The 11823-nt window shown below is 28.8% G+C and carries 10 protein-coding genes; 9 read left to right on the top strand and 1 reads right to left on the bottom strand.

Features of this window, described 5'->3' with window-relative positions:
- Positions 1-203 precede the first annotated feature (203 nt).
- Complete coding sequence (locus Q0Y03_RS14290) at positions 204-1700, bottom strand: nucleoside kinase (protein WP_297714485.1); 1497 nt, start codon at positions 1698-1700, stop codon at positions 204-206.
- A 364-nt stretch (positions 1701-2064) separates the two neighbouring features.
- On the opposite strand from Q0Y03_RS14290, the gene Q0Y03_RS14285 reads away from it, so the two are divergent.
- The 9 genes from Q0Y03_RS14285 (at position 2065) to argF (ending at position 11578) form a co-directional block, all read left to right on the top strand.
- Positions 2065-2877, top strand: coding sequence for a DUF421 domain-containing protein (locus tag Q0Y03_RS14285; protein ID WP_297714484.1), 813 nt, complete (start codon positions 2065-2067; stop codon positions 2875-2877).
- Positions 2874-3254: a DUF4363 family protein gene (locus Q0Y03_RS14280; protein WP_297714483.1), complete on the top strand. Its 381-nt coding sequence runs from the start codon at positions 2874-2876 to the stop codon at positions 3252-3254. The genes Q0Y03_RS14285 and Q0Y03_RS14280 overlap by 4 nt, the downstream gene beginning before the upstream one ends.
- Positions 3255-3603: 349 nt before the next feature.
- On the top strand, positions 3604-4827 hold the full coding sequence (locus Q0Y03_RS14275; RefSeq protein ID WP_297714481.1) for an argininosuccinate synthase: 1224 nt from the start codon (positions 3604-3606) through the stop codon (positions 4825-4827).
- 1 nt (position 4828) lies between these two features.
- Positions 4829-6229, top strand: coding sequence for an argininosuccinate lyase (argH, locus tag Q0Y03_RS14270; RefSeq protein WP_297714479.1), 1401 nt, complete (start codon positions 4829-4831; stop codon positions 6227-6229).
- A complete protein-coding gene (gene argC, locus Q0Y03_RS14265) occupies positions 6217-7251 on the top strand; it encodes an N-acetyl-gamma-glutamyl-phosphate reductase (protein WP_297714478.1) in 1035 nt (344 codons plus the stop codon). Before argH ends, argC begins: the two co-directional genes overlap by 13 nt.
- 18 nt (positions 7252-7269) lie before the next feature.
- Positions 7270-8499, top strand: a complete 1230-nt coding sequence (gene argJ / locus Q0Y03_RS14260) for a bifunctional ornithine acetyltransferase/N-acetylglutamate synthase (protein WP_297714477.1) — start codon at positions 7270-7272, stop codon at positions 8497-8499.
- Positions 8500-8580: 81 nt separating this feature from the next.
- Positions 8581-9435 (top strand): acetylglutamate kinase, encoded by an 855-nt coding sequence (gene argB, locus Q0Y03_RS14255; RefSeq protein ID WP_297714475.1) that lies wholly within the window; start codon positions 8581-8583, stop codon positions 9433-9435.
- 22 nt (positions 9436-9457) lie between these two features.
- A complete protein-coding gene (locus tag Q0Y03_RS14250; RefSeq protein WP_297714474.1) occupies positions 9458-10636 on the top strand; it encodes an aspartate aminotransferase family protein in 1179 nt (392 codons plus the stop codon).
- A gap of 21 nt (positions 10637-10657) precedes the next feature.
- Positions 10658-11578: an ornithine carbamoyltransferase gene (gene argF / locus Q0Y03_RS14245; protein ID WP_297714473.1), complete on the top strand. Its 921-nt coding sequence runs from the start codon at positions 10658-10660 to the stop codon at positions 11576-11578.
- Positions 11579-11823: the final 245 nt, after the last annotated feature.

Here is an 11823-nt window from a genome sequence, read left to right as displayed (position 1 = left end):
ATTGAAATTAAGCCGTAGAATTTAATAATTGATGGAGTAAAGTGGCGTAAAGAAGTTTTTACTGTTTGAGCGATAGCGAGTTTAAAAACTTTAGCCAGCTTTATGGAATCAATTATATAAATTCTAGGTGAAAATTTCACGTTTCCTGGAAAATAAATATTTCATTTTTTCGCTTACACGTAACGAACAATTTAGTTAAATTTCTAATATTTATAGAAAACGCTTCCTCCAATAAATTCTCTTAAAATTGAGTTTTCTGGAACTACATCCTTATCAATTTCTCTAAAGAAGCTTAATAATCCCTTTAGTCTTTTAGCTTCATTATAAACAATACTATCTTCTTTAATTTTATTAAGCTCTTGAATTGCATATTTCTTTAATACACATAACTCATAAACTAAAGTAGAATTGAACATTACATCTGCTTCTTCTTGATAAACAAAAATATTTTTCTTTTCGCCTCTTTTTATCTTATGCCACATCTTTAAGGTATCTTCTGCTCCATGACCTCTTGATAATTGATCTCTTACAATTCTTCTAATTTTCCTTACATCAGTAGTAGTTATTCTATTATGATTATCTAAATTTAATTGAGTTAATGCTGAAATATAAATTCTAAATTTATATTTTTCATCAATATGAGATGTTAATATAGGGTTTAATCCATGAATTCCTTCAACTATAATAACACCATTTGCAGGTAATTTAAACTTTTTACCTTTCCATTCTCGTTCTCCTTTTATAAAGTTAAACTCTGGTATTTCAACTTCTTCGCCCTGTAATATTAAATTTAAATGTGTATTAAATAATTCTGTATCTACTGAACCAATAGTTTCAAAATCATACTCTCCATTTTCATCTAATGGTGTTTGATCTCTATTTACAAAATAATCATCTAAAGATATTGGAATTGGTGTGATACCATTAACTCTTAATTGAACCCCTAATCTATTGGCAAATGTTGTTTTTCCTGAAGAACTTGGTCCTGCTATTAAAATTAATTTAACCTCATCTTTCAAATTAATTTTATCAGCAATTTCTGCAATTTTCTTTTCATGTAAAGCTTCAGAAATCATTACTAAGTTAATTAATTCGCCTTTATCAATCTTATCATTTAGAGCCCCAACATTTCCAACCTCTAAAATATTCAACCAATTTTCAGTTTCTCTAAATATTTTTGTAATTTTTCTTTGTTCTACAAACTCTGGTAATGTAAAAGTTTGATAATCATTAGGTCTTCTTAAAATAAATCCATTTTCATAATAAATTAAATCAAAAGCTTTTATGTCACTTGTTCTTTTAGTCATATGACCATAAAAATAATCATACCTTCCATCTAATTCATATAAATTAACAGTTTTAAAATCTACTTGTTCTAATAAAAGCACTTTATCATTCATATCATAAGATTTAAAAATATTAATTGCATCTTCTTTAGCTACCTTAATTTTATTAATAGGTAAATCCCTATCTATTAATTCTTGCATTTTTATTTTTATATCTTCTATATCTTTTTCATTAAGATTGCTTTCTTTAAATATTTCTCCAAATATGCCTTTACCAACACTATGTTGAATTGTGATTTTAGCACCTGGAAATAAATCCAATGTGGCTTTAATAAAGATAAATTGTAATGTTCTTGTATAATCACTTTCTATAGAGTCATTTTTATTATTTACTAAATTAATATTTTCTTTCATCCTTACTCCACCCTTCTAAATCCTTATAATACCATTACTTAATTAAAAAATCATATTATAAAATTTGGTGCGAAATTTTGTTTTATTATAAATTTTTTTAATTAATTCTTTATACTCTTATTATATACAGCTTTAAAAATTATTCTATTATTTTATATATTAAAATAATTATTATTCTAAAATTTTTAGTTTCTGGCAAGTTCGAATAGCCAAATATAAAATTTGGACTAGTATTATTCTTTTTAAGGGAAATTCAGCTCCCTTCAGTCACCGAGTAAGTTCGAGTAAACAAATATAAAATTTGGACTCTCACTTAGAATAAAAGTATTTTTTATACAAATACTTATTTAGAGGTGATTTAATTATGTTCATTGTTCTAATAAGAACTATATTTTTATATTTCTTAGTAATACTTGTAATGAGATTAATGGGTAAGAGACAAATTGGAGAACTGCAACCATATGAATTTGTTATAACAATAATGATATCTGACTTAGCAGCTCTTCCAATGCAAGACACTAGATTACCCTTAATTCTTGGTATTATTCCAATTATTACTTTACTGTTTATAAAAACAATATTAACTCAATTACAACTTAAAAGTCAGTTCACTAGAAAAATACTTGAAGGTGAACCTTGTATCTTAGTTTGCAAAGGTAAAATAAATTACAAAGCTTTAAAAAAACAACAAATTAATTTAGATGAGCTTATGGAAGAGCTTAGACTAGCTGGTTATTTTGATTTAAATGAAGTTGAATATGCAATTTTGGAAAATAATGGCCAATTATCATTTTTAACCTCTCAAAGTAGTTCTAGCAATGCTTCTGTTGATACTTCTTGTAATTCTAATACACAACCATTATCATCATCTGGAAGCCAAATTCAAACTTCCACTGAAAGTAATTCTAGTAATACTAAAAACACTAACAGCAATGCTTCTGGAAATAGTAACTCAGCTCAAGTTCCTAGATTACCTATAATTTATGTGTTAGATGGGCATATTAATAATAATTCACTCACTACTAGTGGAAAAAATAAAGTTTGGATTGAGCATGAATTGAAAAAACATCATATTAATTCAATTAAAGATGTTTTAATTGCTATGGTTGATACTCAAGGAAAATTTGTTTATCAATTATATGATAAAAATAAAAATGTTAAAGGAGCTAAAAAATGAAAAACTCATTATTTTCTATTCTTCTCTTTATATTATTATTAGGATTTTTAACTTATACAGATATAAGTTTTAAAAATCTTTGTAGTGATGTCATTGAAATGTGTGATGAAATGGAAAAGAGCTTAAGTTACTCTACTAAAGAAGAAAATTTTGAAGATGCTATGGCAATTTTTAATTTAATCCAAGATAAAGGTAAAATCGCTGCTATCTATATAAACCATGTAGATTACGATGTATTATTGAATGAAGCTTTAAAGCTAACTATATATATTGAAAAAGATGATCCAAGTGAAAGTGAAGCATCACTTCATTTATTAAAATATAGTACTGAGAATATGAAAAAACTTCAAGTTCCTAACATAGAAAATATTTTCTAAAAAGATAGGCAAAAGATATAATTTCTTTTGCCTATCTTTTTATGTATAAACTAACCCCCCTTTGTATAAACATTTTTATCCAAATTATTTTTTCACTTATTTATCTAAATTCATATCCCTATTTATTAATATTTTATACATTTTTTCAAAATAATTGTTGCATAATTATACATTTTTATGTATAATTATAAATATCAAGTGATTTTACTAATTTTTAGAAGTAATAAGCAGTTAGTAGTTTTCTATGTATAATTTGTTTAGAAAAACTTGAAACACACTTCTTTCCAAGTTTCCCCAAACAAATAATTCAAACTACTAACTCCTAACAAATTTAAGGGGGCTTTTATATATGAAAAAATTTAACAAAGTAGTTTTAGCTTATTCAGGAGGATTAGATACATCAATTATAATATCATGGCTTAAAGAAACTTATGGTTGTGAAGTTATTGCAGTAGTTGGTAATGTTGGACAAACAGATGAGCTAGAAGGATTAGAAGAAAAAGCATTAAAAACTGGGGCATCAAAAATTTATATTGAAGATTTAACAAAGGAATTTGTTCATGATTATATCTTCCCTACACTTCAAGCTGGCGCAGTGTATGAAGGTAAGTATTTATTAGGAACTTCTTTTGCTAGACCTTTAATAGGAAAAAGACTTGTAGAAATTGCAGAAAAAGAAGGGGCTGATGCAATTTGTCATGGTTGCACTGGTAAGGGAAATGATCAAGTTCGTTTTGAACTTGCAGTAAAAAACTTTGCACCAGAAATGCCAATTATAGCACCATGGAGAATTTGGGATATTAAATCTCGTGAAGAAGAAATTCAATATGCTTTAGATAGAGAAATTCCAATAAAAATTACTTATGAAACTAACTATAGTAAAGATAAAAACTTATGGCATTTAAGTCATGAAGGTTTAGACTTAGAATTCCCTGAAAATGAACCTAAGTATGATAAAATATTAGAACTTTGTAATACCTTAGAAAACGCACCTAACGAAGCAACTTATATTACTCTAACTTTTGAAAAAGGTATACCAGTTGCCCTTAACGGCAAAAAAATGGATGGCGTTAAGTTAATTGAAGAATTAAATAAAATTGGTGGAGAAAATGCCATTGGTATTATGGATATGGTAGAAAACAGACTTGTTGGTATGAAATCAAGAGGCGTTTACGAAACTCCTGGTGGAACTATTCTTTACAAAGCCCATGCTGATTTAGAAGAAATTTGTTTAGATAAGGCAACTCATCACTTTAAACAAACCATTTCATTAAAATTTGCTGATTTAGTTTATAACGGTGAATGGTTTACTCCACTTAGAGAAAGTCTTTCAGCTTTTGTTAATAAAACTCAAGAAACTGTTAATGGTGAAGTTAAGCTTAAACTATATAAAGGTAATATTATTAATGCCGGAATGACATCTCCTTATTCATTATACAGCGAAGAATATGCTACTTTCGGTGAAGATGGCGTATATAATCAAAAAGATTCTGAAGGGTTTATTAATCTTTATGGTTTACCAACTGTAGTAAATGCTAAGATGAAAAATTCTTTAAAGAAACAGGAGAAATAAAATGAAACTTTGGGGCGGAAGATTTACTGAAGGAGTTAATGAGTTAGTTAATACCTTTAACTCCTCAATTTCAATTGATTCAAGAATGTATAAGGAAGATATAGAAGGAAGCCTTGCCCATGTTAAAATGCTTGGAAAGCAAGGAATTATTCCTTCACAAGATAGTGAAAAAATAGTTGAAAGCTTAAAAGAAGTATTAATAAGAATTAACAATGGAACTATAGAAATAGATAAAGAAGCTGAAGATATTCACAGCTTTATCGAAAGTATATTAACTTACTATATTGGTGATGAAGGTAAAAAACTTCATACAGGTAGAAGCAGAAACGATCAAGTTACTTTAGATACAAAACTTTATTTAAAAAAATATATAAAAATTATAATAAACGAAATATTAAATCTTCATGAAACCTTACTTGAAAAGGCTAATGAAAATATAAATACTATTATGCCAGGATATACCCATATGCAAAAAGCTCAACCAATTACTTTTGCACATCATATCTTAGCATATTGTGAAATGTTTAAAAGGGATATAGGACGACTTTTCGATAGCTATAAAAGACTTGATGAAATGCCACTTGGAAGTGGTGCTTTAGCAACCTCTACATACCCTATTGATAGAGAGTTTGTAGCATCTAAGCTTGGCTTTTCTAAAATAACACTTAATAGTTTAGATTCTGTTTCAGATAGAGATTATGCTATAGAAACTTTATCTGCACTTTCATTAATAATGATGCATTTATCAAGATTTTCAGAAGAAATTATACTGTGGTGTACTGGTGAATTTAATTTTATTGAACTTGATGATAGTTACAGTACTGGAAGTAGTATAATGCCTCAAAAGAAAAATCCTGATGTTGCAGAGCTAGTTAGAGGTAAAACAGGAAGAGTTTATGGAGATTTAATGACTTTACTTACTGTTATGAAAGGTATTCCTTTAGCTTACAACAAAGATATGCAAGAAGATAAAGAGGCATTATTTGATGGATTAGATACTGCTCTTCTTTCACTTCAAACCTTTAATGGAATGATTAAAACTATGAAAGTAAAAAAAGCTAATATGAAGAAATCTGCTGCTGGTGGATTTACAAATGCTACTGATGTTGCTGATTATCTTGTAAAAAAAGGTATGGCATTTAGAAATGCTCATGAAGTTGTAGGTAAAATAGTTCTTTATTGCATAAATAAAGATATTGCTATAGATGACTTAAGTATGGAAGAATTTAAAGACTTCTCTCCTATTTTTGAAGAAGATATATATAAAGCAATAGATTTATTAACTTGTGTTGAAGAAAGAAGTGTCATTGGGGGATCTAGTTCTTCATCAGTTAAAATGCAAATAGAAGTTTTAGAAAAATTTATAAAAGAAAATAAGGAGAATTTATCATGTTTAAAGTAGGAATCATTGGGGCAACAGGATACGTTGGAGTTGAATTGTTAAGACTTTTACTTAATCATGATAATGTTACAGTTACTGCTATCTCCTCCTCTACTTTTAGAGATAAGGAGATAAGTTCTGTATATAAAAGCTTTTTCAATAAAACAACACTAGTATGCAAAGATAAAAGTGATGTTATTAATAAATGTGATATTATATTTACTGCTCTTCCTCACGGATTAAGTGAGGAAATAGCAGCTGAAGCAATAAGCAAAAATAAAAAGGTAATAGATCTTGGGGCTGATTTTAGATTAGAATGTGAAGATTCTTATGAAGAATGGTATGGAAAAAAATTCACCTGCAAAGCCATTCATAAGAATAGCATATATGGACTACCAGAGTTTAATGGTTCTAAAATTAAAGAATTTAATATAGTTGCTAATCCTGGATGTTATCCAACAAGTATTTCACTTGGACTTATGCCACTATTAAAAAATAATTTAATTAATACTAAAAGTATAATTTGTGATTCAAAATCAGGAATTACTGGTGCTGGAAGAGGACTTTCTTTAAAGACTCACTTTTCAGAAGCCAATGAAAATTTTACTGCATATGGCATTGGTAGTCATAGACATACACCTGAAATTGAACAAACCCTATCATATATGGCAAATAAAAGTGTAGAAATAACATTTACTCCTCACCTATTACCTGTCAATAGAGGAATACTTTCTACAATTTATTGCGAACCTAAAGATCAACTTACCTTAGAAGAAATTCATGAAATATATAAAAAACAATATGAAAATGAAGATTTTGTCCACGTATTACCACTAGGACAAACTGCTGAAATAAAACACGTTAAATATACAAATAATTGTCATATTTCTATTCATCAAAATTATAGAAAAAATAAAATAATAATTGTTAGCGTCATAGATAATATGGTCAAAGGAGCTGCCGGACAAGCTATTCAAAACATGAATCTATTGCTTGGATTACCTCAAAATACGGGTCTTAAATTAATAGCTCCAAGCTTTTAAATAAAGGATGTGTAATTTATGATTAAAATAGATGAAAATTTAACAGTGACTTCTCCTGCTGGCTTTAAAGCATCTGGAATTCATTGTGGCCTAAAAAAGAGTTTATTAAAAAAAGACTTAGCTTTAATATATTCTGATGTTGTTGCTACTTCTTGTGGAGTATATACAAAAAACAAAGTAAAAGGTGCTCCTCTTACAGTAACTAAACAACATTTAATTAATAAAAAAGCTCAAGCAATAATCATTAATAGTGGAAATGCCAATACTTGTAATGGTGATGATGGTTTGTCAAAGGCAAATAAAATGACTCACCTTTGTGCTAAAGCATTAAACATTAAAAATGATGATGTACTAGTTGCTTCAACAGGAGTAATAGGCGTTCCTCTTAATATAGATGCAATAAAAGATGGAATTCCTCAATTAGTAGGTAATTTATCTAGTAATATTGAAGGTGCTAAAAATGCCTCTATGGCTATTATGACTACTGATACAATTGAAAAACAAGCTGGAATTGAATTGAAAATTGGAGATAAGAAAGTTACACTTGCTGCTATTGCTAAGGGCTCTGGTATGATTCATCCAAATATGGCTACTATGCTTTCTTTCATAACTACCGATATTTCAATCTCACCTACTTTATTAAAGGAATCATTAAAGGAAAGTGTTAATATTTCTTATAACAGAATAAGTGTTGATGGTGATTCTAGCACTAATGATATGGTTTTAATAATGGCAAATGGACTTGCTTCAAATGAAACTATAACTGAAAAAAATGATGACTATAATTTATTCTTAGAAGCATTAACAGCTTTAAATATTCACATATCTAAAAAAATTGCAAAGGATGGTGAAGGAGCTACCAAGCTTATAGAGTGTACTGTAAAAAATGCTAATTCTATTAATGATGCTGAAACTCTTTCTAAAAGTGTAGTTACTTCAAACCTTGTTAAAGCTGCAATCTTTGGAAGTGATGCTAACTGGGGAAGAATCCTTTGCGCATTAGGATATTCTGATGTTGATTTTTATCCTGAAAAAGTTGATGTTTCTTTCGCAAGTACAGTTGGTGAAATTCTTATTTGCCAAAATGGCGCTTCTGTAAACTTTGATGAAACTAAAGCAAAAGAAATTTTATTACAAGATGAAATTAAAATTTTAATAGATATGAAATTAACTTCATCAGAAGCAACAACATGGGGCTGCGATTTAACTTATGATTACGTAAAAATAAACGGTGACTACCGCAGTTAACAATATATGGGTGGACCTCCGGGGTCAATCCATATATTGGATTGACCCCGGAGGCACACCCATTTTTTGGGAGTGTAACAATTGAACTATGCTCAACATGCAAATATATTAATTCAAGCATTACCTTATATTCAAGAATATTATGGTAAAACTATTGTAATTAAATATGGTGGAAATGCCATGATTAATGATGAATTAACTAAAACAGTAATAAATGATATTATCCTTATGAAATGTATTGGAATTAATCCAATAATAGTCCATGGTGGTGGTCCTGATATTAGCAGTACTTTAGCTAAAATGAATCATGAAAGTAAATTTATAAATGGCTTAAGATACACTGATGAAACTACAATAACAGTTGCCCAAATGGTCTTAGCCGGAAAAATAAATAAAGATTTAGTTAAACTAATTGAAAAAAATGGTGGTAAAGCAATTGGTTTATCTGGAATTGATAGATCATTAATAAAAGCTAAAAAGCTTACTAATGATGTTGATTTAGGCTTTGTAGGTGAAATAACCTCTGTAAATACAGAACTTCTAAATTTATCAATGAATTCTGGTTATATTCCTGTAGTTTCTTCTATTGCAATAGGTGAAAATGATACTAATAGTTATAACATAAATGCAGATACTTGTGCTTCAAAAATTGCTTCTGCTTTAAAAGCAGAAAAACTAATTCTTTTAACTGATGTACCTGGTGTAATGACAGATCCTAAAGACCCATCTACTTTAATTTCAACTTTAAGATTACATCAAATTCCCAAACTAACTATAGATAAAATAATTAAAGGTGGTATGATTCCTAAGATAAACTGTTGTGTTGAATCTGCACGAATGGGTGTTAAAAAAGCTCATATAATAGATGGCAGAATTAAACATTCTATCTTACTTGAATTACTATCTGAAAAAGGAATAGGCACTGAAATTTACTAACTAATTAAAAGAGGTGATTAAAATGACTTTATTCGAAGAAGAAAATAAGTATTTAATGAATACTTATGCTACCTTGCCTATTGAAATAGATTATGGTCAAGGATCTTACTTATTTGATAAAAGCAATAAAAAATATATAGATTTTACTAGTGGAATTGGAGTTAATTCTTTAGGTTATAACAATGATGATTGGAAAAATTCAATAATATCTCAACTAAATACCTTCCAACACTTATCTAATATTTTCACTAATAATTCTACTGTATCACTTGCAAAAAAACTTTGTAAGTTATCTGGAATGAGTAAAGTTTTCTTTGCTAATTCTGGGGCTGAAGCAAATGAATGTGCTATTAAACTTGCTAGAAAATATAGCTTTAATAAATATGGTGAAGGTAGAAGTACTATTCTTTCACTAAAACAATCCTTTCATGGTAGAACATTAGCTACATTAACTGCAACTGGACAAGATAAATTTCATAATTACTTCTTTCCATTTCCTACTGGCTTTAATTATGTAACTGCTAATTCCATTGATGACCTACAAGAAAAACTTACTTCTGATATTTGTGCAATAATAATGGAAGCTATTCAAGGTGAAGGTGGCGTTCATCCACTAAATAATGAGTTTGTTTTAGCAACTTGTAAAATGGCTAAAGAAAAAGATATATTAATCATTTTTGATGAAGTTCAATGTGGAATAGCCAGAACGGGAAGTCTCTTTGGTTATAATAACTTCAATGTTGAACCTGATATAGTAACTTGCGCAAAAGGTCTAGGGGCTGGACTTCCTATAGGTGCAGTTTTATGTAATGAAAAACTTTCAACAACTTTTAAGCCTGGGGATCATGGTTCAACATTTGGTGGAAATCCTGTGATATGTGCAGGTTCAACCTCAGTATTAAATCAACTTTGTAATACTAATTCTTATAGTGAAATTATATTTAAAGGCGAACTAATAAAAGAAACTATCTTAAATGAAAATTTAGAAATAGTAAAAGATGTTCGTGGATTAGGGCTAATGCTTGGAATAGAAATAGATGGTGATTCATCTATTATTCAACATAAGGCCCTTAAAAATGGACTACTAGTTTTAACTGCTGGTAAAAATGTAGTAAGACTACTCCCTCCACTAAATATCTCTATAGAAGATGTTAAATCTGGTTTAAACATCTTAGTAAAAGTATTAAAAGAATATAAGTAAATATAAAAGGAGGCTTTATTTATGAATAAAGATTTATTACGTATGGATAATCTTTCAAAAGATGAAATTTTAGATATATTAAACCTTGCCGATCAACTAAAATATGAACAAAAACATGGTATAGAACATCATTTGCTAAAAGGAAAATCTTTAGGGATGATTTTTAAAAAAGCATCAACACGTACAAGAGTTTCCTTTGAAGTTGGAATATATCAACTTGGTGGACATCCACTCTTCTTAAGCTCTAGGGATTTACAAATAGGCCGTGGGGAACCTATCCAAGATACTGCTAGAGTTTTATCTAGATACTTAGATGGAATTATGATAAGAACATTTTCTCAAAAAGAAATTGAAACTTTAGCTGAATGTTCATCTATTCCTATAATTAACGGATTAACAGACGATGAGCACCCTTGCCAAGTTTTAGCAGACTTAATGACTATCAGAGAAAAGAAACTTATTCTTGAAGGATTAAAAGTTGCATATATTGGTGACGGTAATAATATGTGTAATTCTCTAATTGTTGGTTGTTTAACTTTAGGTATGAATATAGCAATTGCTAATCCTATTGGCTATAAACCACCTAAATATTATATTGAAAAAGGTGTTTCATTAGCTGAAAAAAATGGAGTTTCTTTCGAACTCACTGAAGATCCATCCCAAGCTATAAAAAATGCTGATGTAATTATAACTGATGTTTGGGCTAGTATGGGACAAGAAGACGAAGCTAAAAAACGTCAAATTGCATTCAAAGGATATCAAGTTAATTCAGAAATAATGAAATTAGCAAATAATGATGCTATTGTTCTTCATTGTCTTCCAGCTCATAGAGAAGAAGAAATTACTGAGGAAGTTCTTGAAGCTCACTCAGATGAAATCTTTGAAGAAGCAGAAAATAGACTTCACGCTCAAAAGGCAATTCTCGTTAAGCTACTATCTTAATTTAACTAAATTGTTCGTTAGAGCTTGAATGCCGTGATGACGAAAATTAATGATATTATCTCCAGGAATTGTGTAATTTTCGTTAAGAATTTATATTGTTTTTTCAGAAAAAGAGCTAAAGCTTCGAAAGTCATTTCATTCCCTCAGCTTCTTAACGCTCTTTTTCTTCCAAAAACAATTAAATTCTAAAACTTAATTACAATATTCCTTCCAATAATATCATTAATTTTTCTTTATCACTGGCT

Origin of the sequence: Clostridium sp. (genome assembly GCF_026168755.1) — a bacterium.
Taxonomy (GTDB): Bacteria; Bacillota; Clostridia; order Clostridiales; family Clostridiaceae; genus Clostridium.
This window is presented reverse-complemented; position numbering and strand designations above follow the sequence as displayed.